The organism is Ochrobactrum vermis, from assembly GCF_002975205.1.
Classification (GTDB): Bacteria; Pseudomonadota; Alphaproteobacteria; order Rhizobiales; family Rhizobiaceae; genus Brucella; species Brucella vermis.
The window spans coordinates 2,072,071-2,099,054 of record NZ_PCOC01000002.1; the positions used below are offsets into that span (position 1 = coordinate 2,072,071).

Here is a 26,984-nt window from a genome sequence, read left to right on the forward strand (position 1 = left end):
CCCAAGCTCCTGTTTTCACCATGTGTAGCGAAGCACGCCCTTGCCAGCGTAATTGGTGCTGACGCCGGAGAACTCGGCGTCAAACGCTGCGCCCAGCGACAGGCCATTGTTCCAGACCATCTCGGCCGAGACACTTGCAAGGCCGACATCCTTGGGCTGGGAAGCACCATTGACCACAAAGCCCGCTCCCGGCAATGCATTGATCGCGGCAAAGACGCTACGATCATTATTGAAGTTGCGAGCCCAGGCAACACGCCCGCGTGTCGTTAATGCGCCGTCCGAGAGTGTAAGAGATTTTTCGAGGCTCAGACCAAGTTCGCTGCGCCCGACAGTTTCGCGCTGAGATGAATAGCTGAGCGCATAAATATCGCTGCCTGCATAGGCTTTTTCTGAATAGGATGGCAGATCAAAGCTTACAAACTGCCCTGCCGCATAAGGGGTTATGCCCAGCCAAGGCGTGTCAAAACGATAGCCCGCCTCAAGCCGCCCCGACCATGAATTTGCACGATAGCTGCCATTGAGCTGATCCGTTTCGTAAAACGAAACCGTGCGCTCGGTATCGACGCTTTGCCAGCCATAGGCAAGTGCACCGGTAATATAGGCATTGCCGATATTTTGCTTGCCATAGATACCCATCTGAAACAGATCGGAGTCGCCGCTGCCCATACCATCAGCAAGACTGAACTTGGTGCCTCCACCAGCAACGGCAAAGCCAAGGATCGTATCGGCCGACACGAGATAGTCCGCGCCGACAGCAACGCCATAAACACGTCCACGCGCGTCATGCGATCCAATGATCGCATCACCATCTGTTGTACGTGAGCTGCCGTAACCCGCGCCCCACACGCTCCAGCGGTTCTCAAACAGATCTGCGTCAGATGCTTGCGCTTCTGTGATACGTCCTGCCCGGCCTGTCACCAGAGGATCTGCGAGCGTGTTCATGAACTGGTTCATAGCATCGACGGTGGTTTGTTGTGCCGCCGTTGCCAACTCGCCTGAAGCTGCAGTCAGCCCGTTGGCATCCAACGCGCCAAATGCGAATGGGATTTGCCCGTTCTCATCGAAGTAGGTGACCAGCGCCGCAGACACATTCTGCTGGTTCACATTTAAGCCACCAATATTCATTTCAAGATCAAGGAAGGCATTGTTGGCGTCGTATCGCAAGAGCGAGACGAAATTCTCCGGCAGATTTGTCGTCACCTCGTCGCCAAATGTGCTTCCAGTCAAACCACCCCCTGCATTTAGAATGTTATAGCGTTTCATCACATAGGCACCCGGATCGAAAGACGCATGCACCGTCGCGCCACCCAAATCAGCCTGCCCGGTAACATTCACGCGGTCAGAACCTGAAGGAGAGACTTCAACCTCATAGAGAGAGGACGCTGTTAATCGCAAATCTCCAGCCACATTGAGTGTGCCTATTGAATTGCCCGGTGCCAGCGTGCCGCCATTGATGAATGTTTGCCCCACCGTACCGGTGCCGCCGAGTTCGGCACCCTCATAGACCGTTGTGAGCATCGAGGACCCAATGGAGCCGTTGACTGCAAGCCGCCCCGACAGAACATCGGTGGTACCTGTATAGCTGCTGTCGCCCGTCAGAACGACAGTGCCCTTCCCCTTCTGTTGAAAGCCCCCTGATCCGCTGATCTTGCCGGAAAACTCAAACGCATCCGAGCGATTGAAGGCCAGTGTTCCGGTGTTGGCGACATCGCCTGTGATCCAGCCCGACGTGCCGCCGCTACCGATCTGAAGTGCCCCATTCTCAATGCGTGTGCCGCTCGTATAATAGTTGTCAGCATCCAAGATAAGAGTGCCCGAGCCTGCCTGAACCAGCGCACCGGTACCAACAATCAAACCTGAGAAAGTGTATTCATCGCTGCGGTTGAATGCGAGCGTGCCGTTGTTAAGCACAGAACCGGCAATCGATCCCGTTATATCGCCATTCCCGATCTGCAATGTGCCATCCGTGATGAATGTATTGCCCGTATAGCTGTGATTGCCAGTCAGAACAGTCGTCCCGATTCCAGCCTGAAGCAATGCACCTGCACCGGATATCGAACCATCATAACTAAAAGCATTAGAGCGGTTGAACGCCAGCAAACTGTCATTGGTGATGTTACCGATAATGGAGCCAGTTGTTCCGCCATCACCGATCTGCAGAATACCACCCGCAATCGTCGTGCCACCTGCATAGGTTCCATTTCCGGAAATGATGAGCCGTCCTGCGCCATCCTTATGCAACGTTCCCGCAGGTCCGGAAATTGCACCGCTCAGTTCAAGCGTCGTTCCAAACAGCGTATTGATTGTTCCTGTTCCAACCAGATCCACACGACGATTGAGATCAATATCGCCGAGTGTTACGAGCGCTGCATTGCTAATTTCGAGCGATGCGGTGCTTGAATTGATTCCGAGATTTGCCGCATCGAAAATAGCCAGCGATCCACCATTGATGGTGGTGTTCCCCCAGTGGCTATTGCTCCCGGAAAGCACGAGCATCCCGCTGCCGCTCTTGACCAGGTTACTATTGAAGCCGTTACCCGTTATTCTACCTGCAAAAACAGTGTCGGCGTCCTGCGCAATTGTCAGTGTCGTCCCATCGATTGAGATTTCGCCACCGGTTCCGATCAAAGAGCGCATCTGCAAGGCATTGCCATTCAGATCAAGCTGTCCACCTGTAAGAACATAATCGGAGTTCGAAGCGATCGCCGAGAGATTGTTTGCTTCAAGACGTAACGTGCCATCATTGATCCATGTGCCACCCGACCAGTTATTTGCTCCACTGAGCAGAAGTGTACCGCCGCCATCCTTGAACAGCATTCCGTCGCCGGAAACGCCGCCTGTGAGTTTCATTTCCTGATCGAGAAGAACATTGATTGTCGACACGCCACCCAGAGTTACGGCTTGTGTCAGATCAAAACTATCGGCGGTTCTTAAGGTAGCGTTGTTGATATTCAGCGTGTTGTTTGCCGACCCCAGATTTTGCATGGACGCGATCTGAAGAATGCCGCCGCTGAGATATGTGTTACCGGAATAAGTGTTATCTCCCCAAAGAACCAGCAATCCATCTCCGGTTTTTTCCAGACCCGAGGTGCCGGTAATCGATGCGCTTATCAGTGCCCCTTCGTTATCAAGGACACGTATTTCCGGGACTTCGATATTGATACCAGATCCGCTATAGCCAGTCAGATTGAGCGTTGCGCCGGAATTACCCTCAATTCTGAAATTACCGCCCGCAAACTGCAATCCAACGGCTGACTGCGCACCATCAATCGCGACTGTGCCGCCCAATCCACGGAAAATGGCATAGCCGTGGCCCCATGTGGTGTCAGCGGTACCGCCAACAGGATTTAACCAGTTCTGGTTGGCGCTGTTCCATACACCGTTCTGATTATTGCTACCCGGAGTTCCACCATCCCATAGCTGAAGAATGTTCAAGCCTTGAGGATTGACGAAAAGATCAACGGCCCGCGCCTGTGTTGTATCAACCGTATAGTTGAAGCCGAATGGTGTTGTGTCGGGCGTTGTTCCAACATTCAGTCCGCCATTCATTTGTGTCAGACTGCCTGTATATGAAATGAGGCGGTGATAACCGATCGCAGGTGCACCCGTTACATTCAGCGCCGTCCCGTTAAGCGCAACATCACCATTCACAACAGTCGTTGCCGTCGTCCCTGAACCGCCTGTAGCGAGATTGTAAGTATAAAGCCCGCCGCTGTTGAACGTTGCCTTACCGTTCACAATGAGCGAAGCCGCATCGCTGGGTAAAATGGAACCACCCGCATTAAGGGTAAGCCCCCCATTCAGTGTTAATGAACGCGTGCCCGTTGGTGCGAGAACAGCTCCGGCATTTATGGTCGTTGCACCAACCTGACCCGATCCTTCCAGTCGCCCCCCATGATTGACAGTCCATGTACCATTCAGTTTCGCTCTCTCAGCGACTTTCACAGTGCTATTGGATACGGTCGCATTACCGTCGAAAGACGAGCTGGCTCCTGTCAGCTTCGTGTTTCCTGAAAGAAACTTGAGGTTTGCAGAACCCAATATTGAAGCATCAAAGCTGTAGTCAGTGGCATTGTGATTAAAGACCGTATCGGTAAATGGCGAGAGCATCAGATAGCGACCGGCAAAGATACCTGGAGCAACAGCGCTTTCACCTTCAGCCGCACCAATATTCAGGACGCCATAAGCGCCATTATCGCCGACATCGATCATTCCGCCAGGCGAGCCAACAACCGCACCATCGGCGATGGTCAACGAGCCATGTCCACCATCATTATCCGCATTACCACCACTGACATAGATGTCCCGCGCCGCCCATTTCGTGCCTGCTCCAGTGATAAGAACGGCACCAGTCGAACCAGTGTTTCTACCAATTGCCACTTTACCGGACTGAACTTGCGCGCCATTGGAAACGATCATTGTGCCATTACCGGAATCACCAACAGCCAGCATGCCATCCACCGCCAGGCTTGATTGCGAACCGGCGATATTTACGGTGCCTGACGCTGAGTTCTGGCTACCTATGATCAAATCACCGCCAACCTTAACCGTCCCACCGTTGGAAATCTCCAGGCCGCCTGCTTTGATATTGCCAACGATCAGAGATTGTTCAACGGACCAGTTTGCCGAGGTGGGGGCACCGTTACCAGTTACAATGACCTTACCGCCATCGATAAGACCGGTTTCGGATCGCAGCGCTGTCTGGTCAACACCAAGCGCCAGAACACCACCGGAGACGCTTACATCTTTGAATTTTGCGTTGGCTTTTCCACTCAGGGTCCATGTGCTCTGGCCATCCTTAAGGAAGTGGTTAAACCCTCGAAACTGCGTACCCGCCCAAGAAAGATCGAAAGTGGAATTCTCCATACCAGCCAAGGATAACGTGGCATCAGTGCCAAGATTAACGCCCCCGACAAACTGATATCCATTGAGAAGCTGAAGGACGTTGTTCGTACCATTGATGGAGGCAGCCGCCGAGCGCGTTCCGTCCGTGCCAAGTCCGCCCGATATGGTGCCTGCAGCGTTTACGAACGACTGCGATACAGAGCCCTCAATACCAATCCCGCCGGAGGCCCCATCCCCTCCCTGAATAACTGCGCCGGTCCCCACCTCAACGCGAAGCCGGTTTCCGGAACTCAGCCAGACGCCTTGACCGCCATTTCCTTGGCGACCAGTCATGCCGTTGCTTGGGGACATTGTTCCCTTGTAAACGGATCCGGCACCTCCGCTAAAACCTTTCTCGCCCCCTTGTCCGCCTTTAACGCTGGCACCGTCGCCCAGATAGATTTGGCTTTGGTCTGCGTTCGGTCCACCCAACACAACACCCGTTCCACCCGCCCCGCCATCTCCACCATTACCGCCATTGCCAAGGTTATAGCTGTCGGCATAGTCGCTATTGCCACCCCAGCCACCGTTGCCGCCTTTTCCGCCATTACCACCAGCAATGGCGGTCCCCGGAGTAAGGTAGAATGACGCGACAAAGCCATCCGCCAGAATGCCTGCGCCGCCGTTACCGCCATTGCCGCCAGAACCGCCGTCGCCGCCAACCGCGTTGTGCAAACTCGCTTTTGCTTCACCGGCACCACCGTCGCCGCCGTAACCACCATCGCCACCTGCTCCACCAGTGATGTTGGCATGAATATTGGCTGCGACTTGCCCGGCTGGCATTGGCCCTTGGCTTGAAGAGCTGAAAGCAAGAGCGGCTCCACCACCGCCGCCGCCGCCGCCAGCGCCGCCGCCGCCACCGGTTCCATCCCAAAATGCGGAAAATGGGTACATTGCTGCCGAGTACCCAATCCCACCTATGGCTCCATTGCCACCACCACCGCCTTTACCTCCAGTAATAGAGGTGGAAATGTCGTAAAGCATACGCGAGGAGAGTCTGGCCGTCACGCCACCGCCTCCGCCGCCTCCACCACTTCCACCGTCATGACCGAAGTTACCGGGTGCCCAAATCCAGCCCTTCGCTAAACCGTTAGCTCCTTTGGTGCCGTCGTTACCACGCTCGTTCCAGCGGCCACCTGTTCCGCCGCCCCAAGCCTTTGGACCACTACCGCCACGTCCGCCAATGCCCTCAGAAGCAGAGGTCGAGTTTTTTCCGCCTCCGCCACCGCCACCGCCACCGCCACCTGAATAGGAGATGGCAGCAGAGCCGGAGCCTCCCGCCCGAGGGAGACTGATTGCATGTTGTCCGCCAGCCCCGCCTTGGCCTGACACTTGCTGCGCCAGCACTGGAGTTGTCGAAAAAGCAAGACCAGAAAAAGCAGCCATGGCTGCGATAGTAGCAAGCACACCGGACATCGCTGTCGATGCTTTGAGCGATTGCCGTCTAATTTGAATATTGGGATCTGCTTGCTTGGCAAAATCTGTTTGTCCGCGATGGTGCGGAATAAGGACATAAGCGTTGCCACGTCCCAAACCAAAAACAGTCATTCCTCGCTGCCCCGCAATATATTTAAATCAGCGAGTACTTTCTCGTGTGTTTCTTTAAATCAGCAATAGCTTTCGGACCAATCGACATACGGGTTCAATGAATCGACAATTCCAAAACCCAAAATAACGGCGCTGTAACCTTAACTTTAACGAAGGCTTCAGCCGCGACAAAGAGGAGTGACCGGTCGCCGCGCCTCGCTTTATTAGCGCTATCCCGACCGAAGTGAAACGAGGATCAAAAAAAATTACCCTTTATATACAAACGTTTAGAGCGCCTATCTAGGCCAGCCAAACGGAAACGCTCATTCTTGCGCGACATCACGTATCGAACATCGCCAATGTCCGTAGCAAGTTTGAAAAAGTGGCCGAACGGTTCGTGTCAGGCTGAGTGCCACTGACGCCGTCGTTTCGCGAGAGGGCCTTGCGGACATTGCTCGGGCTGTAGCCGAAATACTGTGTGAAGGCTCGCGTAAAATTGGCCGCTGTCTCGAAGCCCATTAGCTGGGCAATATCGGACACTCTGCGATTGTCGGACACATCCGCGAGCAGTTCGTGGGCCGCAAGCAACCGCCTCTGGCGAATATAGTTCAGCACCCCTCCCGAGCCTTCGAACAGCTGATAAAGATTCGTGCGCGATATCGCGAGTTCCCTGCTCAGGGCATCGGGCGTGAGATCGCGGGACATGAGGTTTTTCTGGATGAAACGTCTGGCCTTCGTCATCAGTCCCAGAGAAGCATTGTGCTCGTTCGGATCACTTTCCTTCACCAGAGGGGCGATCGTGTCGAATACGAGCTGCCGCAAGGCATCACGCAGCTCCGGCAGGTCTTCGCTTGTAATGTGATCCAGACCCGTTTGAATAGTCGATACGAAATCGATCAGCAGCTTGGCGCGATAACCTCCAAGCGTCCCGTTATTGCATGCCTCCGGCATCCCGCCGAGAGCGGAAAACTGGTCGACCGGAATAATCAGCAGCACCGCTTCCGTTGCCAGTGCCCGACCGCGAAACGGATAGCCAAGCGAACGGATATTGATCATGCCCGGCTCATTTTCCGCAACGCGGCCATCCACTGCCGTCCATGTATGACCGCTGCGCAGAAAACTGATCTGCCAGTGATCGACCGGGCTGAAACGAACTTTCTCTGCCGTACGTTCATAACTGAACGGAGGAACCATCTGTTCGATGAGCAGCATACCATGCAGGTCCCAGACTTTCTGGGTCACGGCAAAGCCATCGTGAGCGCTGACGCCATCCGGCATACGCACATCGTAAAGCGGAGCCATGTGCTGTTGCCACGCGGAAAACTGCGCGCAAGGCTCCAGCGTTTCGGTTGTAAAGATCAGCGGAGCCAGGATATTGGCACTTCGTGTATCTTCCCCAAGCAGGGCAAGCGGCACTCGCGCAGATTGGCGGCGCTCCACAAACTCCGGCTTCAGATCTCGCGTGGCCTTGTCGCTTGGGGATGTCACGGCAACTCCCTAAACCAACTCGCAGGCTTAAGGTGCGGAGACCGCAACCCAAGTCCCTGCGTCGATATTAGCATTTGCCGGAGTAAAATCCAAATGAGCCGGAACTCTATCGGCCATGTAACCGTTCAGACCGGTAGCCGATGTTTCCTCTTGCGTGTTGAAACCGCGTATTCCTGGCTCAGTGCCAGATTTGGCCGGATATATCAAAGCCTTCAAAGCAGACCGGATGAAACGGTTTGATTGCATCCCATTTGATGAAAATTTTCTTGAAAATCCGGCCGGAATATTAAACCGCATCCGATAAAACGCAGCAATAACCACCGGAGGCAATCGCATGAACACTATATTCGCATATACTGTGCGCCGTGAAAGCTTGAAATGGGCTGCCGCTGCTGTCGTTGGACTGTCGGTGTCATTGTGCCTGACGGCGGGCGCTCAAGCCAAGGACACCCGCAAGCAGAACAACGCCACGGTTTCCGTTTACCTCGCCAAGTACAAGGCGAATAGTGAAGCCCGCTTCAACAAGCCAGCATCGGCCAGGGTCATCAAGGTATCCGCCTCGCAATATGCGACCGGTACGCCCTATGTGTGCACGCCGAGCGGCTTTGGGCAGAAATCCCGATGCTTCATCCGTGACTAAAACGCATCCCGAAAAGTTTTCGGGATAAAATGCGTGGCAAAAAAAGATAAAGCATAATCCCACCGGAGTGAAATACGCTCCAAGACCTATCGGCTCGCTGATACTCCGTACAAACCAGCGAGCCGACAGGCGCGCCTGAAGCGCGTTTCGATCTGTTTGAATCAGGTCGGCGCTCCAGATATTTGTTCTTACGCGCATCTTTTCCGAAAACCGTTTTCACACTTTTCAGGATGCGATCCAGCGATCATCTCGCTTTGGCTTTCATATGCGCCAGTCCCTTGCTTACAAGGTCACCGCGTATGAGCTTGGCAGCTTCATCGGTCGAGCGTTGCGGATTGTTGCGAAAGACGTACCAATCCCCCCCCACCGAGCGCTTCTGATAGATGACGCCATCTTTCTCGCGGTGAATGAAGCAAGTGATATCGCCGCCGCCGCCCATCTTGTTGACCCAATAGGCCTGCAGGCAGAGCTTGCCGCGGTTGGTGGCATACCAGCGGCCCTGTCCGTAAGACCAGGCCCTGCCCTTTTGTGACCAGGCAATGAAGCGGTGTTTCTCGGCAGAGAAGAAGCCGCCGCCATCCTTCCATTTCCAAGTCTTGCCCGAATAAAGCGCCTCAAGCGCTTCGGCTGATAGTGGCGACGCTGCAGCAGCTTTGATTGCGGTCGCGTCATCGGTTTTCTGCTTCGGCGCCGCATCGGCCGCCCCGGCCAGAAGAAGCACGGACAGTGCCGCGCTTACGGTTCTCAAACTGATCGAAAACATTGTCGTGTTCCTGTTCAGAAGTTAGAGCATGATCCGACCGCTCTGAAATGCATGACGGCCGGACTATGCTTCCAATAAAATCCCGGAGCGCCGATCTGATCGAGACGCAATCGAGCTTTCGGATCAATCAAGCGGATGGTTCGCAACCCTCCAGTCAGGCCGTCCAACACCGCGTGGCCACGGATAGACTTCCCGGTCGTTGAAGTAGACCGTCGCAGTCAGGGCCGGAAATTCAGGTCGCGGCTTGTTGGTCTCCTGTGCCCAGGCGCGGACATAGGCGTCGCTTCCTTCATAGCCAAGCTCGGCGATGACAATCGGCTTCTTGAAGCCCACTACCCGGTCGTATCCCGGCTTTGCCCGTTCGACGAAAGTGGATGCGTGTCCGAGTTCAAGCTTATCATAGGGTTCGTAGCCGAAAACCGACAGGCCGACCACATCGACATAGCCATCGCCCGGATAATAGGCCTCAAGCCCGGCATCTCCCTTCGGCGACCACATATATTTGGCGTTCGGCAGGGACTTCCGGCAGACATTGACGGCATGCTGATATGCGCGGATATAGCTCTGCGCCGACCAATAGGACCAGGTGAACTGGCCTGTCTTGTCGTCCATTTCCTGCGCCCAGCGAATGGTCACCGGACTTTTCAGCTTCGAAGCAGCCGAGCAGACAGCAGCCATGTTCGTATCATAGTGACCACGCACGATGCCGCTCAGGAGATCATCTGGCGCAACACGCCAGTCGCGGGCCCATGACCACGGTTCCACGGTGATCAGCAGTTCGCGGCCTCGTTCCTGCGCATAGGCATCGGCTGTCGAAAGGCTCGTCAGATCCACATCTTCCCAGGGAAGGAACAGATGCTCGATGCGGGAATTGGGATCGTTGGTGAAATCCCCGTGCGGATCATAGGCCCCGAACTTGATGGATTGCGGGGTTATGACCGGGCGCTTGTCGTGGAACATGTTTCGGGTATCGACATTGGCACCCGAAACGCCGCTCGCCGCGTAAACAGCGGTTGAAAGCAGTGCGCCGCAGAGAATAGCTGCAGCAATCTTGTATGAGTTTTTCATCGCCGCCTCCTTTATTGTGTGGGCGATTGGGGAACGGGCAGCGCCAGATTCAGCGCCTCCGTTTTCGGCGTTAAGGCTTCGATGGATACGAGCTTGCGCGCCTCGTCATTTTTGTTTCCGCCAGCATGGCGGAAGACATACCAGACACCGTCAGGCTCCCGTTTCTGGTAGATCGTCCCATCGGCGATACGGTGGGAGAAACAGGTCTTGTTCGGAAAGATCCCCTGATCCAGATGCCATTTTGCATCGAAGCACATCTGGCCCGACCAGGTGATCCTCCAGCGGCCTTCAGCCCAGGCCTTGCCCTTTTCGCCCTCGACGCGGGCCGTGAAACGGCGGTTTTGGCTTTCCATCCGGCCAGTACCATCGGCCCACTGCCAGTTCTTGTCGCGATAGAGCAAATAAAGCTCGGCGGGCGTCATCACGCGAGCGCCGTCAGGCAAGCCGTCCTTGGTGACCGATGCTGCACTGGCCGGAGCACTCAGCCCGGCAAGCACGACAAAGAACGCCAGAGCGCGTTTGCCCCGATCTGGCCGGGACTGTTGGCCATCACACATCAAATGTTTCATTTGAACCTCCCACGACCTTCAGGTTGCGCGCACCCGCCAAGGGTTCTTGCGATTGACGGATGCGCGCGTGCGGCAGGACGTTTGTTGGTCTTGTTTCCTGCCGCTGTTGAACGGGACGGCCGATTGTCGAAACCCGGAAGCCCAGGTTCTCTGCAATCGCCGGTGAAAAGACATTGCGCAGATCGATGAGTACGGCTTGCCGCATGACCTGCTTCATCCGGACAAGGTCAAGTTTGCGAATACTGTCCCATTCGGTCACGATCACGGCTGCATCGGCATTGCCCAGGCAGTCGTAAGGATCGTCATGGAACTCGACGTCGCTGAGAAGGCGGCGCGCATTGTCCATCCCGGCGGGATCGTAGGCCCGAATGCTGGCGCCGAAGCGCTGCAAGGTTTCGATGAGCGGAATGGACGGCGCATCGCGCATATCGTCCGTGTCGGGCTTGAAGGCCAGACCGAGAACGGCAATCGTCCGGCCCTCGACGCTACCGCCGAGTGCATCCAGCACTTTCAGCGCCATACGACGCTTGCGCGCTTCATTGACGGTGACCGTTTCCTCGACGATCCGCAGGGCAATCCCGTGATCCTGAGCGGTGCGCAGCAGCGCAATCGTATCCTTCGGAAAACAGGAGCCGCCATAGCCCGGCCCTGCATTGAGGAAACTGGTGCCGATGCGCTTGTCCAACCCCATTCCGAGCGCCAGCTCCGTGACATCGCTGCCGACTTCCTCGCACAGGTCCGCCAGTTCGTTGATGAAGGTGATCTTGGTGGCGAGAAAGGCATTGGCCGCATATTTGATCAGCTCCGACGTCCGGCGCTGCGTGATGACGATCGGCGTCTTCCGGGCTTCGAGCGCGGGTCCGTAGAGCGCGACAAGCACAGAACGCGCCCGTTCATCTTCGACGCCGATGACGACGCGATCAGGCTCTAGGAAATCGCGGATTGCGACACCCTCGCGCAGAAATTCCGGATTGGATGCGACCGAGAAGGTGCCGGGCCTGCGAACCGAGCCGATGATCTTCTGCACGACATCGCCTGTGCCGACCGGAACGGTGGACTTGACCACGACGACCGTATTGTCGTCGATCAGTGGCGCAAGTTCGCGAGCGGCCATGTAAACGAAGGAGAGATCAGCATCGCCATAGCCGGCGCGTGCTGGCGTGCCAACGGCGATGAAGACAAGCTCGGCACCCTTGACGGCTTCCGCCAGATTGGTTGTGAAGCTGAGCCGGCCAAAGGCGAAATTGCGTTCCACCAGTTCATCCAGCCCCGGCTCGTAGATCGGCACGATGCCGCGCTCCAGCCGGACGATCTTCTGGGCGTCCTTGTCGACGCAGACGACCTCGTGTTCCCATGCAGCAAAACACGTGCCACTGACCAATCCGACATATCCCGTACCGATGACAGCGATCTTCATAATCGTCGCGCCTTTCCCGCTAGTTCGTTTCGCTGGCGGCATTCGTGCGCCAGCGTGGATTGAAAATCGTCCTGTGGACGTCACGTCCACCTACGCCGGCACCGGCGACCGAGAAGCGGTCGTCAAATACCGTGAAGCTTTTTGTGCCCCAGCTCAGTGCTTCGATGCCGTCCCGCCCACGTTCGACGGTCGTAAAACCAGTCAGGGCTACCAGCGCTGTAAAACTGCATGCCATTGCCGGCCGATAGAGGCGGCTTGTCATTCGCACCTTATTTTCGCGGGTGTGCTGGATGACGATCATGGCCATCAGGAACAGGTAGAAACAGGCATTGACGATGGCGAAGATGAAAAAGCCTCGCGTCTGACCGGCATCGTTGACGAACAGAACCGGCAGAATGGACAGACCGGAGATGAGCGCATAGGGGGCGATCACCCGGAGCGGCACCGGATCGACCTCGGACGAGCCCTTCGGCGTGACACGAAAATCGACAAAAGAGCCGGTGAGCCAGTCACGGAAGGCGGCAAAGGCTCCAGCCAGAACCCAGGGCCAGCGCGCCAGCAGAAACAGCATGGCTTCCCAACTGAATATCCTGCCATCGACAGGGCGAAACGTCCTGCTCGACCGCCACCAGAATGCCAGCGCCAAAATCACCAGCGATTGCGGCATGAAGTGCATCAGGAAAGCGGGATAGGTAACGCTGACGAAGTTATCGCCATAAGCCAGAATGGCAATCGGCAGAACGAATGTCAGCGCCAGAAAGAAGGCATAAAGAGGATACCAGAGCTGCGAGAACAGGAACTGGATCTTCAGGCGCAACGGCAGCCGTCCGATCAGCTTTGGCGTGTATTGCAGCAGGATCATCACAAGGCTACGTGACCACTGGAATTCCTGCGTCACCAGATCGGCGAAAGTGCGCGGGCCGTCGCCATGGGCGATGGCGTCCAGCGCATGAACACCGCGCCAGCCATGCGCATTCATGAACAGGGTCGTGGAATGATCCTCAGCCAGTTCCGGTCCCAGGCCGCCGATTTCCTTCAGTGCTGCCGTGCGCACCGCATAGTGAGAGCCGATGCAGACAGGCGCGAAGCCGCCATTGTAACCGGCCTGCAGAGAGCCATGCATACTGGCTTCCACATAAAGACGTCCACGGGCCGACCAGCTTTCATGCGCATTGCGGTCGCAAATGCTCGGTGCCGAAACATAACCGACAGCCGGATCTGCGAAAGGCCGCAGCATATTGAAGAGATAACCCGGCTCAGGCACATGGTCGGCATCGAGCTGCGAGACGAAATCGTAGCGCTCATAACCATAGTGATCGTAGAAGAAAGCGAGATTGCCTTCCTTGCACCGGGTACGGCGTGGCCATGTCTGCCGGTGATAGTCGGCACGGCCTTTGCGCGTGGAAACGAACACGCCATGCTCGCGGCACCAGGCGAGCGTCGAGGGCGATGGGTCTTCGTCGGCGAGCCAGGTATCGTGCGGCACATCCTGCGCCAGCATGGCGCGCAATGTTTCAGCCACCACCTCGAAAGGTTCTGACGGGGCCTTGGTGACAACCATGGCAACGCGGCTTCCCGCCGGGATGCGAAGCGGCCCGGTCGGGCGTGCTGCATGGAAGAAGACGGTGATGAAGTAAAGCGGCAGGATCGTGATCCAGGCCAGCAGTGCCGTCACCAGAATAGAGCCAAGCAGATGGTTGTGCTTTGCACTGATGAACCACCATTGCCAGAAATAGGCGATGGCGAGAGCCCACAGGACAATACCCACCAGATATTCCACCCGCTTGCGGCCGGTGAAGACAGGCGCGAGCAACGGTCCGCTGTCGCCTGTATCGCCGTGATGAGCTGGATGAAACACGCGCTTTTTCATGTCCGCATCTCCAGACCGAAGAAGGGTGCGGCTGTGCGGATAATCGTATCAAGGTCGGAATGGAGCGTGCGAAAGCCAAGCTTTGCTGCAGCTTCAGCCGGATCGGCATAAAGGGCCGGCGGATCGCCTGCGCGGCGCGGCCGCATTTCGATAGGCACCTTGCGCCCGGTCAGCCGGTCTATCGCATCCACGATTTCCCTGATGGATGTTCCACGCCCGGTTCCCAGATTGAGGACGAGATTACCGCCGCCGTTCAGAAGATGCTCGACCGCAAGCACATGCGCCCGTGCCAGATCGGCCACGTGAATATAGTCACGAATACAGGTGCCGTCCGGCGTATCATAATCATCGCCGAACACTTCGAGACAGTCCGTCCTACCCGCCGCAGCCAGCATGGCGCGCGGTATCAGGTGAGTTTCCGGATCATGTTCTTCGCCCAGTTCGCCATCCAGATCCGCACCGCAGGCATTGAAGTAGCGCAGCGCCGCATAGGACATGCCATAGGCTGCCGAATAATCGGCCAGCATATGTTCCGCGATGAGTTTTGTGCGTCCATAGGGATTGATCGGATTTTGCGTTTCGCCTTCGCGGATCGGCAGCACATCAGGAATACCGTAAGTCGCGCAGCTCGACGAGAATATGACCGGACGCCCGCCTGTCAGGCGGCTGGCTTCCAGAACGGAATGGATGCCGCCGACATTGTTGCGATAGTATTTTGCCGGGTCCGTGACAGACTCTCCAACATAGGCCGAGGCCGCAAAATGGATGATGGCTGCCGGATCAAAGGTCCTGATCGCAGCGGTAAGCTGTTCCTGTGAAAGCGTATCGCCTTCGACAAAATCGCCCCAGCGCACAGAAGATCTGTGTCCGGTCGACAGGTTGTCATAGACGACCGGCGAAAACCCGCTTTTATGCAGAAGCTTGGCGGTATGGCTGCCAATGAAGCCCGCGCCACCGGTTACGAGTATGTTCGGCCGGGTCATCTCGCCACCTCGAACAGCTCGCCTGAGGGTCTGGCCAGTTGGCGTTCGAAATATGCGATCGTCTGCTTCAGCCCTTCGACAAGTGCTATCTGTGGTTCCCAGCCAAGCTCGCGCTTTGCCAGCATGATGTCGGGACGCCGCTGGCGCGGATCGTCTGTGGGCAGCGGACGATAGACAATGCGCGACGCCGAACCGGTCAGCGCAATGATCTGCTCGGCCAGCTCACGGACGGTAAATTCCCCCGGATTGCCAAGATTGACGGGCTTCTGAAGCTGGCTGTTCATCAACCGGCTGAAACCTTCGATAAGATCATCGACATAGCAGAAAGACCGGGTCTGCGAGCCATCACCATAGATGGTTATCTCTTCGCCCTTGAGCGCCTGCACGATGAAGTTCGACACGACACGGCCATCGTCAGGCCGCATGCGCGGGCCATAGGTATTGAAGATGCGCACGATACGGATATCGACGCCATACTGCTTGTGAAAATCGTAAAACAGCGTTTCGGCCGAACGCTTGCCTTCATCATAGCATGAGCGGGGACCGAAGGAGTTTACATTGCCCCAATAGGCTTCCGGTTGCGGATGTGTTTGCGGATCACCGTACACTTCCGACGTCGAAGCCTGAAAAATCCGGGCCTGATAATGCGCTGCAAGCTCAAGCAGATTGAGCGAGCCCATGACGCTCGTCTTCATCGTGTGAACCGGATCGGCCTGATAATGCGGCGGCGATGCCGGGCACGCCAGATTGTAAATCTCGTCTACCGGCAGATCAATCGGATGGACAATATCGTGGCGCACGAAGCTGAACGTGTCGTAACGCAGCAGATTGCGAATGTTCTCAAGCCGCCCTGTCGAAAAATTGTCGACACAGATGACAAAATTACCTTCGTTCAGAAGACGCTCGCAAAGATGAGAACCGAGAAATCCCGCGCCGCCTGCTACGAGAATACGCCGTGTTGCCATGCGCTCTGCAGATATACCCGATGATCTAAAGTTTATACTCACGAGAGCCTCCAACGCTACTAATTCACTTGCGCTATCTGGTAAAACGCAAAGCATTCCCGTCGGCGCGTTCGAATAGAAGCGCTCTGATCAATGGTTTTTTGCTTGCTTTACTCGATGATTGAAGATAGCGGCGCTGAAGACATGAGTCGTTAGCGTAGAATCCGGAAACTTATCCTTGCGTCCATTTTTGACGCCAGGCGGTCCCGGTCGCTGAAGAACCTATTCACAAGGTTTGATATGGATTGGCTTTTCCTCGGCCTTGCCCAGCTCGATACATTTTTGCCCTGAGCAGAACGTCCAGCCCCCGCCTGTCTTGCCGGAGGCAGCAAGAACGATTTCCCGGCGTGGAGGAATGTTTGGGTGATAGACATACCAGCCATTCTTGAGAACTGCATCTGCAGGCGGGTCCATGCCAGCGCCGGAGCCCTTGATCCGTGCCTCGGACAGGACCAGCCCCTGCGGCGTCACATTCCAGGACTCCTGCCACGGCACTTTCTCGACGCTGTGCATCCATGAGAGCAGAAAGCTTGTGGCGGCGATTTTCAGGACGCCGCCAGCCGTTGCAATGCAGACTGCCATCAACCTGATGACGCGACGACGGAAGGTCGCGATCTCCAGAAATGCCATACAAGAAAGGCCGCACAGGCCGCAAAGCCGAGCTCATCGCTAAACGGGTAGGTCGCGAGCATCAGAGCAATGGCCATGAAAGCCCATATGCGTTCCCACATATTCAGCGGTGTTCGAAGATGGCCGATGGCTGCGGCGCCCCAAAGCAGAATGCTGAGCAGCGCCTTGATGAACATATAGACAAAGGCAGGCCAGAAGCCGAATTTTTCGGAAAGAGGCCCGCCCTCCTGAAGCATGATAACCGGCTCGTACACTGCCATGAAGGGCACTGCAAAACCCGCAACCGCGATGCGGATCGCCTGCATGCCGATCTTCATGCCGGACTCTCGCGCAATCGGCGCTGCCGCAAAAGCTGCAAGCGCGACAGGCGGAGTGAGGTCGGCCATGATCCCGAAATAGAAGACGAACATATGCGACACCAGCAGCGGCACTTCGAGATGAAGGAGTGCCGGACCAGCGATCGAGGATGTGATGATGTAATTTGGAATGGTCGGAATGCCCATGCCGAGGACGAGGCAGGCCAGCATGGTCAGTACCAGCGAGAAGAAGAGCGAGTTTTCTCCGACACTGACGATCACGCGCGCGAAAGTCGATCCGGCACCGGTCAGCGCCAGAACGCCGATGATGACGCCGACCAGCGCACAGGCGATGCCCACGGGCAGCGCATTCTTGGCACCTTCCGCGAGGCTTTCGAGGCAAAGCCTCAGCGTTTCACGTCCGCCGCGCACCAGAAAGTTTATCGCGACCAAGAGTGCAACAAGACAGATGATCAGCGTGATGCCGCGCAGGACATAGCCGAAAATATTGAAGGTGGTGCCGAAAGCCGCAGCCGACATGACGCCGAGCGCGACCCAGAACAGCACGCGCAAAGGCATGGACATGGAGCCGGAAACCGGCACACCCAGAATGATGAGCGCGGTCAGGCTGAGGCCAACCGTGCCTGCAAAAAGCGGCGTATAACCGGAGAAAAGCAGCCAGACCAATGCGACCAGAGGCAGAACCAGAAACCAGCGCTTTCGGATTGCCTCCAGTGCGCTTGGCATTTCACTTTTGTTGAGGCCCTTCATCTTGAGACGGCGCGCCTCAAGATCAACCATCACGAAGACAGTTATGAAGTAGAGAATTGCAGGAACGATTGCCGCTTTGACGATCTCGACATAGGGCAGGCCGAGCGTTTCGGCCATGATGAACGCGACCGCACCCATGACCGGAGGCATGATCTGGCCTCCCATGGAGGCCACCGCTTCGACACCGCCGGCAAAGGCCGGACGGAAGCCGGAACGCTTCATGAGCGGAATGGTGAACGCGCCTGTCGTCACAACATTGGCGACGCCGGAACCGTTGATAGTCCCCATGAGTGCGGACGAGATTACCGAAACTTTTGCAGGCCCGCCCCGTGACGCGCCGACCGTTCCCATGGCAATATCGTTGAAGAGCTGGATCATGCCAGCGCGTTCGAGAAATGCCCCGAACAGGATGAAAAGGAAAATATAGCTCGACGAGACATAGATCGGCGTGCCGTAAATTCCCTCTGTTCCAAGGAAGAGAACCTCGACCACCTGCTCGAAATCATATCCGCGATGATTGAATGGATGCGGCAGATATTGCCCGAACAAACCGTAAGCCAAAAAGATCGCGCAGATGAGCGGCAAGGTCCAGCCCATCATCTTTTTCCCAGCCCAAAAGACGAGACCGACCACGAGAATGCCGATCACGATATCGAGCGTATTGGGTTCGCCAGCCCGGATCACCAGATCTTCGTAGAAAATCCAATGATAAAGGCTGAGCGCGAAGGCGACGATGGCGGCCAGCCAGAAGGCTGCTCGTTTGGCCGCGATCGTACTCGCATTGGCATAAAGGCCGAAGAGAAGCAGGAGCAGAAATCCGACATGGATGGAGCGGACCACCTGACTTGGCAAGGGTGAATAGGCAGAAGTCCAAAGCTGGAAAACCGAAAAAGCCACGGCGATGGCAAACAGGATTTTTGCGCCTGCGCCCGTACCCCAGGCGGGAATATGCTCAGCCGATTCAACGGCGCTGTTCTCGCTCTGCGTCATGAACGAACCTTCATCAGATTATGCAAGTTGAAATGAACAGTTACGGGAGCGATCCGATTGACAGGGATCGAGCGCCGTTGGCCGGAAAAGGGCGGTACCCGCGTAATCTCACTCGGGTACCGACTGCCGGGCAGGATTGCCGCCAGACTATTCGATGCCTTTTTCCTTGTAGTAACGCAGCGCGCCGGGATGAACCGGGACAGGTGAGACGATGGTGCTTTTGTCGAGCTTGATTGCCTTTGCCGAAGAATGGGCGGCAGTCAGCTGGTCGAGATTCTCAAACAGCCCCTTGGTCATCTGGTAGACCAGTTCCTCATCCATATCGGGACGAACGATCAGATAGTTGATCACGGAAGCGGTGACGACATCCTTGTCCTGCCCGCTATAGGTATCCGCCGGGATCGTGTTGACCTGATAGGGCGCGCCGATCTTCTCGATGACGTCTGCCGGAACCTCAACGACGTTGATGTCGACCGAATTGGCAAGATCACGCAGCGAGGCAACGCCAAGTCCGGAGGATTGCAAGGTTGCATCCAGCTGGCGGTTTTTCATGAGTTCGACAGATTCTGCAAAGGGCAGATACTCGATCTTGCCCAGATCGTCATAGGAAAGCCCGGCAGCCTCCAGAATGGTCCGCGCATTTAGTTCGGTTCCGGATTTCGGTGCGCCGACGGAAAGCCGCTTTCCCTTGAGATCGGCCAATGTCTTGATGCCGGATTCCTTGGAGGCGACGATCTGGACATAATTCGGATAGATTGCTGCAAGGGTGCTCAGATTGGTGAGCTTCTTCTTAAAACCGGCTGCTTCATTTCCTTCATAGGCATCACGCAGGGAGTCGCCCAGCGTGAACGCAACCTCGCCGCGGCCACTATTGATGAGGTTGATATTCTCGATGGATGCTTTTGTGGCCTGCACAGAAGGGCGCACATCGGGAATGCCCGAATAGATTTTTTCCATCGCGACACCCAGCGGATAGTAAACCCCGCTGGTACCGCCAGTCAGAATATTTACAAATTCCTCGGCCTTCGCTTGTGCCGCGCCCCAAACCAGCCCGAGCGCCGTCGCCAGAGAAACAGTCGTCTTCCGATTAAAGATTTGCATATTTCCTCCTCACTCCAATAGATTTTGCCGTTGTGCAAGTACCACAGCTAAGCGGGGAGCTTTTGCAAATCACTTCCCCCACCGCATTTCATAATGTCCTCCCACGGAACTGCGGAAACGCTATCGCATTCTGGAAGAAATCCCAAATGTTTTTGGTCGCTAAAACATCTTCTGTATAATTCTTTATTTTCTGTTGCGCGTTAATTCAGGATGACAAGTCTCCCCAACGGACTTGCATGCAAACAGTGAATGAAAACAGATAAATGGCGTGAGAGGATCACAACGCACATGGCGTTACTTTTAAAAATCGAGCCGACCCGATTTAAGCAGATCGAAATATGCTCACGAGCATTTCCAGTTTAACTTGAGCCATTGGAAATACTCTATCCAGTTGTTTTACGCGCATCATTTCCGAAAACCGCTGCGCACGTTTCGGAATGCGCTCTAACGCAGAATATCCGACAAACGCTTCTGCTCTTTGTCGACACGCTCAAGATTGAGGCCTGCCAGCAGATCGAGAATATGGGTCTTCATCAAGACCGCAGCCTCGCCGCTCTTGTGCTTTTCAATCGCGTCGACCAGCGCGTGGTGTGCATCGCACTGGCAGGTTGTCTCGCGCCGTTCCCAATAGAGCGAAATGATGAGCGAGGAACGCGGCAGCAGATCACCGACAAAACCCGCCAGAATCGAATGCCCTGAAATCTCGGCCAGATGCGTGTGAAAAAGCGCCGACAGCATGATAGCCTCGCTGTCGCGTCCAGCGTGAAGCGCCTCGTGTTCGTCGTGGAGATGCTGGCGTAGCTGCCTGACCTGCTTGGGCTTGATGACCTTCGCCGCAAGTGAAGCCACCTCCGGCTCGATCAGCAAGCGCGCCTCAAACACTTCGCGCGCTTCTTCGCGTGAGGGCTCGGCAACGAAAGCTCCGCGATTGGGTTCCAGACGCACAAGCCTGTCATGGGCCAGTGCCTGCAAGGCCGCGCGCACGAAGGCGCGGCTGACGGAATAGATCGTCGCCAGCTCGTCCTCCGGGAGCTTGGTCCCAGGAAGCAGACGATGGCTGACAACCGCATCGCGCAAGCCGTTATAGACCGGAAGCCAGCGGAGATTTCCGCCGCCGTTTTGGTCTGTCATGTTCGTCTCAGCCAGGGTCATCATCATCCAGTAGAAGCTGTAGAAATGGCGGAGGTGATCGGGCGATACACCATCCGCATATCCAATTTTTTGCTCGCTTACATATCGAACACAGGTCCCACGAGTGTCAACAATTTCGCCAGTTTTGATGCACAAACCCGGCTGAAATCATTCGGGACATCACGTTTTCGGATCAAATCCAACATCATTTATCAGTTTTGCGGCGAAAAAGGTTCAAAAATACCTTGAAAGCCCTTCATTCGCGGCAGTTGATAGCCTCCAAGTTTCGACGTTTTCAAGCCGAGTCCCACGAGGCTTTCGCACAGTTTCACCGCACAGGTTACGCCATCGATAACGGGCAGGCCGTGCTCTCTCGAAAGGGAAGCGGCAAGGTCAGCCATACCCGCGCAACCGAGCACAATCGCTTCGGCATGATCTTCCCGAACCGCCTTCGCGATTTCGTTCGAGACCTTGTGACGGGCATCCGAACCCGGAATTTCCAGATCGAGCACCGCCACATCGCTAGCCCGCACACGGGCGCAACGCGATATAAGGCCGTAGCGGGATAGGTTATGTTCGATGGCCGGTACCGAACGGGATAGCGTAGTGACGACGCTGAATTTTCCGGCAATCAGGCTTGCCATGTGAAATGCCGCCTCGCCGATACCGATCACCGGCATGGTTCCGGCACAGCGCGCTGCATCAAGACCGGTATCGTCGAAACAGGCGATGACACAGGCATCGGCAGTCGGGTGCTTCTGCATTTCCCCGATCATGCCGGGAATGGCAAAAACCTCGTCGAAATATCCTTCGATGCTTGGCGGACCGTCAAGCGGATTGGTCGCGATGATTGTTGTTTCGGCGTTTGCCACGCTGCGCGCAGCTTCGCCGATCTTGTGCGTCATCGATGCAGTCGTATTGGGGTTGATGACAAGTATTTCCATTTTCCTCAAACCATCAAAATATTTGTTGTCGTTCTGGATGGTCCAGAGCGCCTTTTCGGACACTCTGCCTAGTTCATTTTTCTGGAAGCGCTTCGGCCCGTCATCCGGCGCCGGTAGTCAAACCTCCCCACCCAGATAGAGTTTCTTGACCCGGTCGTCCGTCGCCAGTTCTTCCGAATTACCGGACAGAACAATCTTTCCGATCGTCAGGGCATAAGCGCGCTGCGAAATGCGCAGCGCCATACGCGAATTCTGCTCGACCAGAAGGACACTCACCTTTTCGTCGCGGTTGATAGCCACGATAGAGCGGGCGATATCCTGCACCAGCTTGGGCGCGACCCCGAGAGACGGCTCGTCCAGCAGCAGAAGCTTCGGCTTGGCCATGAGCGCGCGCCCGATAACCAGCATTTGCTGCTCGCCGCCACTCATCGTGCCCGCAGCCTGCGAATAGCGCTCTTTCAGGCGGGGGAACCACCCCAGAACCATCTCCAGCGTGTTGGCGATATCCGCCTTGCTTGAGCGGGTGAATGCCCCCATCATCAGATTGTCGCGCACGCTCATATAGGGAAAGACGCGGCGGCCTTCCGGTACCATGGCGATCCCCATCCTGACAATCTCGTCCGACCGGGTGCCATCGATCCGGCGACCCTCATAGTGGATTTCGCCCTTGCGGATCTTTTTCAGCCCTGTGATCGCCCGCAGGATCGAAGATTTTCCTGCACCATTGGCACCGATCAGCGCAACCGTCTCGCCCTCCTGAACGCTCAGGGAAACGCCCTTCAGTGCATAGACGTGATCGTAATAGAGTTCGGCATCGGAAACTTTGAGCAGCTCTGCCATGGTCAATATCCAATCGTTTCGTCTTCTGCACCGAGATAGGCTTCAATCACCTTCTCGTTTTCCTGGATTTGCTTCGGCGTTCCTTCCGCTATCTTCTGTCCAAAATTGATGACGACGATCCGGTCGGAAATATTCATCACCGCAGGCATATCATGTTCCACCAGCAACACCGTGACACCCCTGTCGCGGACCGCGCGCACCAATTCCACGGCCTTGACGGTTTCGTCATGATTCATCCCGGCAAAAGGTTCATCCAGAAGCAATATCTTCGGTTGCGTCGCCAGACCGATGGCGATGCCGAGTGCGCGCAAATGGCCATGCGGCAGGTTCTGCGCTACCTCGTCACGCTGCTTCCACAGCCCCAGGAACTGCAGGATTTCGTCGGCAGAGCGTCCGAATTCCTCTTGATCCCGGCGGGCAAGGCTCGACCCCACATAACAACCGAGGAAAGTCGCCTTGGCGCGCAGATGGTGACCGACAATCACATTGTCGCGTACCGTCATGCCCTTGAAGATCGTCGTTTCCTGGAAGGTGCGCACCACGCCCTTTCGCGCCACGATATGCGGTGCCAGACCCGATATGCGCTCGCCCTTGAAGCGAACTTCCCCGGTGGTGGGATTGAGGAAAGAGGCGATCAGCTTGAACAGAGTGGACTTGCCCGCGCCATTCGGCCCGATGACCGACAGGATTTCCTTTTCCCGCACCGAAAAGGAAACATCGTTGACCGCCACCAGACCGCCGAAGCGTTTGGTCAGGTTTTTGACTTCCAGAAGATCGCTCATGATCCTGTTCCCTTCCGTCCGGTCAGTCTGAGGCTGAGAAGTCCGTTGGGCAGGAACAGCATCAGGATGATGAGAACGCTAGAGAAGATGAGAAGCTGGAACTTGCCGGTCTGGAACAAAAAGTCCCAGCCGAAATAAAGAACGAAGGTTCCAATGATCGGGCCGAACACATAGCCAAGCCCGCCCAGAAAGCAGTTGAGCATGAAATTGACCGAGTCCGTGACCGTGAAGCTCGACGGATAGATCGATTGCGAGATCGCGACGAACATCGCGCCACCAAGCCCGCCAAGGAAGGACGAGATCGCATAGGCCAGCACACGCAGATTGGTGATGTTGACGCCAATAGACGAGGCAAGCTCCTCATTTTGCTGCAACGACTGGCAAAGGCCGCCGATACGCGAGTTGATGAGACGGTAAAGCCCAGCGAAGCAAAGCACCATCAGCACGATGGACACGAAATAGAAGGCAGCGCGCGGGTTCTGCAGTGTTGCAAAATCCGGCAGGATGGTCAGTCCGAAAAGCGATATTCCGCCCGGCATCGGAATGCTGACCATGCCCTTGGCGCCGTTGGTGATGGGCAGCGCCATCGCCAGAAGACGGACAACTTCGGTCAGAACCAGCGTGACCATGGCGAAATAGACACCACGAAGCCGCAGGATCGGCAGGCCGATCAGAATACTGGCAACCGCGCAAAACAGCCCGGCAATGGGCAGCGTCAGCCAGAAGGAAACGCCGTATTTCACCATCAGGATCGCCGACACATAGCCGCCCATGAGAGCATAAGCGCCCTGGCCGATATTGATCCGCCCGATATAAAAGGTAAGCCACACACCGCTGCTGGCGATGGAAAGAAGCGCCACTGACGTGAGCGTATAATAGAGATCGTGCCGTCCGGTCGCCTCGATCAAGACCGGAATACCGATGAAAATCAGGGCCAGAAAGGCAGCGACACCGATCAGCTTGCCAATATGGTTGCCGATATACTTGCTTGTGTTTGTCATGACAGCCCCCTCAACCCCACGGTTTGCCCATGAGCCCGTTCGGACGGATGCTCAGGAACACCATCAATGCAGCGAAGATGACGAGATAGGTGATGTCACCATAGGAGCGCAGCACCGTCAGACCGACGGATTCCATCATGCCGAGGATGAAGCCGCCGGCAATGGCGCCACTGACGACGCCCGCGCCGCCAATCATCACCATCATGAAGGCCTTGATGGAAATGGCGCCACCAATGCCGGAATTGACACCGGTAATAGCGACCAGCAATCCACCGACCAGCCCCGCAAGCATTGCCCCCAGCGCGAAACCTATCATTGAATAGCGGTCAACATTCACGCCCATCAACTGCGCGGCCACGCGGTCCTGGGCGAGCGCGCGCATCGCGCGACCGGGTTTTGTATATTGCATGAAAAGAACGAAGGCTGCGATGAACACCACCGCAAGCACACCGATCAGGATGCGGTCATAAGGCATGATCAGCCAGTCAGACACGAAGACGCCATTGACGATCTTCGGCACGCCGCGCTGTTTTTCACCGAACAGAAGCAGGATCACCGCATCAAGGAAAAAGGCAATAGCGGCGGCAAGCAGCATCGTGCTTTCATCGCGCAGGCTTCGCTTGATGACCGGTCGGAAGAGAAATTTTTCGATCAGCGCACCGACGATCATCAATGTGACGGCGGAGGCCAGAAGCGCGACAACAAACGGCAGGCCGAGCTGCCCGTAGACCGTATAGGTGACGAAACCGCCCAGCACATACATCTGGCCGTGCGCAAAATTGAGGACGTTCATGAGCGCGAAAATCAGCGTCAGTCCCAACGCGATCAATGCATATTGCGCACCCAGATATAGCCCATTGGCTATCACTTGTTCCATGAAGGCAAACTCCCTCGTGCGAAGCATCAGGCGAGCTCAAAGGCAGGCCCGAAACTCCGTGACAGTTCCTGATGGGTGGGAGGCCCGAAGCGGAAATATTCTAGCTCCGCTTCGGGCTGTTCAGGCCTGTTTGCTAATCGACCTGGCCGACGAAGAGCGTTTCGAACTTGCCGTCCTTGTACTCCGTAACAACCATCGGAATGCCGATCTGTCGCTTCTGCGTGAAAGAAGAGGTGCCGACATAAGTCAGTTTGGAACCGTCGCCATCGCCCTTGACGAAAGGATTGGGCGCGGAGAACGTGTCCATCGTCTTCTTGAATTCCTCGACATTGTCGACCGCAGCCGGGTTGGCCTTGAGTGTCTCGACGATGTATTCGAGCGCGTAGACCTTGGTGTTGGACTCGTCGTTATACTCGCCATAGGCCTTGGTATAACGGTCGACAAATTCCTTCATCGCGTCAGATGCGATTTCCGGCGTGGAAGCGCCACCGACCGAGATGAAGCCGTTGGCGAGTTCACCTGCGCCTTCCTCCAGAACCTTGGCATCCTGCGCGGTTTCGGTGGAAATGAAGCCCTGATAGCCAAGCTCGCGCGCGGCACGGATAAGCAGCGGCGCATTGCCCGGCGCAACGCCCGACAATACCAGCAGGTCCGGCTTCTGCATGATGATCGGCGTCAGAACAGGCGTGAAGTCGCGCGTGTCGTTTTGATAGGCATCGTTGGTCGAAACGACTTCGAGACCAAGCGCCTTGGCCGCCTCGATACCGCTGTCGCGCTGGCTGAGCGGATCGGATTCATTGGCCGCCACGAAGGCCACCGTCTTGATACCTTTGTTATCCTTGAGGTATTTATAGATCGCCGGGCCTGACTGGTAGTTGGCAATCATGCCGAGAACGGCATTGGATGCCGGCGGCGTATAGAGTTCCTTCGGGAAGGAATAAGGGAAATAGATGATGCCCTTGGCTTCCGCCACCGGGCGAACGGCGGCAGCGCCATCATCGACATTCGGGCCGACCACGTAATGGACGCCTTCCTGAGCCATCTTTTCCATCCCGGCGATGGCGCGCTTCGGGTCCTTCTGATCGTCGAAAGTAACCACCTTGATCTTGTAGGTGTCGTCGCCGATCTTTACGCCGCCCTGCTCATTGAGCCAGTCGGCGCGAACCTGCATCGAGCGAACATTGGATGTGCCCCAGGCCGCAGCAGGGCCACTGGTGACACCGACGAACCCGATCTTCAACTCCTTGTCCGCAGCCTGGGAGGCCGACGCGGACATGAGCGCAAATATAGAAACGGCGCCAAGCGCCGCAGTCTTCACAACTGCGCGTCTATTGATCATTTTAGTTCCCCTTAATTAGCTTTACCTTTCCCTCATTTGGCGGAGAAAGGATTAGCAAGCTAAACACGC

At 56.1% G+C, this 26,984-nt stretch carries 20 protein-coding genes; 1 reads left to right on the forward strand and 19 read right to left on the reverse strand.

Annotation, left to right across the window (positions count from 1 at the left end; translation table 11 throughout):
• Nucleotides 1-15: 15 nt before the first annotated feature.
• Nucleotides 16-6,432, reverse strand: a complete 6,417-nt coding sequence (locus CQZ93_RS26735; RefSeq protein WP_181153462.1) for an autotransporter-associated beta strand repeat-containing protein — start codon at nt 6,430-6,432, stop codon at nt 16-18.
• Between the two features lie 318 nt (nt 6,433-6,750).
• A complete protein-coding gene (locus tag CQZ93_RS23860) occupies nt 6,751-7,899 on the reverse strand; it encodes an AraC family transcriptional regulator (protein ID WP_105544984.1) in 1,149 nt (382 codons plus the stop codon).
• A 334-nt stretch (nt 7,900-8,233) separates the two neighbouring features.
• Here CQZ93_RS23860 and CQZ93_RS23865 point away from each other — a divergent pair, with 334 nt between their 5' ends.
• Nucleotides 8,234-8,539 (forward strand): hypothetical protein, encoded by a 306-nt coding sequence (locus CQZ93_RS23865; protein ID WP_105544985.1) that lies wholly within the window; start codon nt 8,234-8,236, stop codon nt 8,537-8,539.
• Nucleotides 8,540-8,783: 244 nt separating this feature from the next.
• Here CQZ93_RS23865 and CQZ93_RS23870 read toward each other — a convergent pair whose 3' ends face one another.
• From CQZ93_RS23870 to CQZ93_RS23950, 17 genes are all read right to left on the reverse strand, one after another.
• Entirely contained in the window at nt 8,784-9,302 is a 519-nt protein-coding gene (locus CQZ93_RS23870) for a DUF995 domain-containing protein (RefSeq protein ID WP_105544986.1), read from the reverse strand.
• Between the two features lie 123 nt (nt 9,303-9,425).
• Nucleotides 9,426-10,370, reverse strand: a complete 945-nt coding sequence (locus tag CQZ93_RS23875) for a glycoside hydrolase family 26 protein (RefSeq protein WP_105544987.1) — start codon at nt 10,368-10,370, stop codon at nt 9,426-9,428.
• An 11-nt stretch (nt 10,371-10,381) separates the two neighbouring features.
• On the reverse strand, nt 10,382-10,939 hold the full coding sequence (locus CQZ93_RS23880; protein WP_181153464.1) for a DUF995 domain-containing protein: 558 nt from the start codon (nt 10,937-10,939) through the stop codon (nt 10,382-10,384).
• A complete protein-coding gene (locus tag CQZ93_RS23885) occupies nt 10,920-12,356 on the reverse strand; it encodes a UDP-glucose dehydrogenase family protein (protein ID WP_105544989.1) in 1,437 nt (478 codons plus the stop codon). Before CQZ93_RS23885 ends, CQZ93_RS23880 begins: the two co-directional genes overlap by 20 nt.
• A gap of 19 nt (nt 12,357-12,375) precedes the next feature.
• The gene (locus CQZ93_RS23890; RefSeq protein WP_105544990.1) at nt 12,376-14,226 is read right to left on the reverse strand and encodes a glycosyltransferase family 2 protein; all 1,851 of its coding nucleotides are present in this window, start codon (nt 14,224-14,226) and stop codon (nt 12,376-12,378) included.
• Complete coding sequence (gene galE, locus CQZ93_RS23895) at nt 14,223-15,209, reverse strand: UDP-glucose 4-epimerase GalE (protein ID WP_105544991.1); 987 nt, start codon at nt 15,207-15,209, stop codon at nt 14,223-14,225. Before galE ends, CQZ93_RS23890 begins: the two co-directional genes overlap by 4 nt.
• Nucleotides 15,206-16,174: a UDP-glucuronic acid decarboxylase family protein gene (locus tag CQZ93_RS23900; RefSeq protein WP_105544992.1), complete on the reverse strand. Its 969-nt coding sequence runs from the start codon at nt 16,172-16,174 to the stop codon at nt 15,206-15,208. The genes galE and CQZ93_RS23900 overlap by 4 nt, the downstream gene beginning before the upstream one ends.
• 261 nt (nt 16,175-16,435) lie before the next feature.
• Complete coding sequence (locus tag CQZ93_RS23905) at nt 16,436-16,795, reverse strand: DUF1850 domain-containing protein (protein WP_105544993.1); 360 nt, start codon at nt 16,793-16,795, stop codon at nt 16,436-16,438.
• Nucleotides 16,795-18,900, reverse strand: a complete 2,106-nt coding sequence (locus CQZ93_RS23910; protein WP_105544994.1) for a TRAP transporter permease — start codon at nt 18,898-18,900, stop codon at nt 16,795-16,797. The genes CQZ93_RS23905 and CQZ93_RS23910 overlap by 1 nt, the downstream gene beginning before the upstream one ends.
• A 147-nt stretch (nt 18,901-19,047) precedes the next feature.
• Entirely contained in the window at nt 19,048-20,001 is a 954-nt protein-coding gene (locus tag CQZ93_RS23915; protein ID WP_105544995.1) for a TAXI family TRAP transporter solute-binding subunit, read from the reverse strand.
• Nucleotides 20,002-20,445: 444 nt separating this feature from the next.
• Complete coding sequence (locus CQZ93_RS23920; RefSeq protein WP_105545287.1) at nt 20,446-21,153, reverse strand: GntR family transcriptional regulator; 708 nt, start codon at nt 21,151-21,153, stop codon at nt 20,446-20,448.
• 191 nt (nt 21,154-21,344) lie between these two features.
• Nucleotides 21,345-22,076 carry an aspartate/glutamate racemase family protein gene (locus tag CQZ93_RS23925; RefSeq protein ID WP_105545288.1) on the reverse strand — a complete coding sequence of 244 codons (732 nt, stop codon included), beginning with the start codon at nt 22,074-22,076 and terminating at the stop codon, nt 21,345-21,347.
• 117 nt (nt 22,077-22,193) lie between these two features.
• Entirely contained in the window at nt 22,194-22,916 is a 723-nt protein-coding gene (locus CQZ93_RS23930) for an ABC transporter ATP-binding protein (protein WP_105544996.1), read from the reverse strand.
• A gap of 2 nt (nt 22,917-22,918) precedes the next feature.
• Nucleotides 22,919-23,698 (reverse strand): ABC transporter ATP-binding protein, encoded by a 780-nt coding sequence (locus CQZ93_RS23935; RefSeq protein ID WP_105544997.1) that lies wholly within the window; start codon nt 23,696-23,698, stop codon nt 22,919-22,921.
• Nucleotides 23,695-24,699 carry a branched-chain amino acid ABC transporter permease gene (locus CQZ93_RS23940; protein WP_105544998.1) on the reverse strand — a complete coding sequence of 335 codons (1,005 nt, stop codon included), beginning with the start codon at nt 24,697-24,699 and terminating at the stop codon, nt 23,695-23,697. The genes CQZ93_RS23935 and CQZ93_RS23940 overlap by 4 nt, the downstream gene beginning before the upstream one ends.
• A 10-nt stretch (nt 24,700-24,709) precedes the next feature.
• Nucleotides 24,710-25,576, reverse strand: coding sequence for a branched-chain amino acid ABC transporter permease (locus tag CQZ93_RS23945; protein WP_105545289.1), 867 nt, complete (start codon nt 25,574-25,576; stop codon nt 24,710-24,712).
• 133 nt (nt 25,577-25,709) lie between these two features.
• A complete protein-coding gene (locus CQZ93_RS23950; RefSeq protein ID WP_105544999.1) occupies nt 25,710-26,915 on the reverse strand; it encodes an ABC transporter substrate-binding protein in 1,206 nt (401 codons plus the stop codon).
• Nucleotides 26,916-26,984: the final 69 nt, after the last annotated feature.